This window comes from Caballeronia sp. LZ029, assembly GCF_031451275.1.
In the GTDB taxonomy this organism is placed as follows: Bacteria; Pseudomonadota; Gammaproteobacteria; order Burkholderiales; family Burkholderiaceae; genus Caballeronia; species Caballeronia jiangsuensis.
This window is the reverse complement of the sequence record NZ_JARUXO010000019.1, coordinates 1-610: the sequence shown is the minus strand read 5'-3', so window position 1 is coordinate 610 and position 610 is coordinate 1. Positions and strand designations below refer to the sequence as shown.

1 protein-coding gene is annotated in these 610 nt (G+C 63.1%); it reads left to right on the top strand.

Features of this window, described 5'->3' with window-relative positions; all coding sequences use genetic code 11:
* A partial coding sequence (locus QCE73_RS33910) for a cytosine permease (protein WP_309885325.1) occupies positions 1–610 on the top strand: 610 nt, incomplete at both ends.

The following is a 610-nucleotide window of genomic DNA, read 5'->3' as shown; positions in this document are numbered from 1 at the left end:
TCTGCCGCAGATGATCCGCAGCCGCGTGCAGTTTGGCGTGTTCGGCGCGGTCATTCCGCTCCTGCTCGTGAGCTTCCTTTACGTAGGATTTTCGGCAGGCGGGACCTTGCTCGCCGGACAGGCTGTCGCCCGGATCCTGAGCATTAGTGACTGGCTGGGCATCGTCGTGTTCGGCATCGTAACGCTGCTTCTCGCGACGCTCGGGTACCGCACGATCCACTCGATCGCCAGGGTGGCCAGTGTGGTGGGTGTCTGTGCGTTCGTCTATATGTTTGCCGCTCTACTGGCACATCACGACATTAGCGGCCTGCTTGCGCAGCGGGACTTCGTCGCGAGCCATTTCGTGTTTGCCGTCTCGCTGGCGGCCGCCTGGCAGATTTCGTACGGGCCGTATGTAGCCGACTACGCTCGTTATCTTCCCGCCAGCACGTCGCGCCTCAGGATTTTTCTGGCCGCATCGCTCGGCACGGTAATTGGCTCGCAGGCATCCATGACCTTCGGCGTCTTCGCGGCGGCGCTCGCCGGTGCCGCCTTCTCGGGACGCGAGGTGCAGTTCGTGGTCGGGCTCGGCGCGACAGGCGCCATGGCGATGGTGCTGTACTTCATTGTC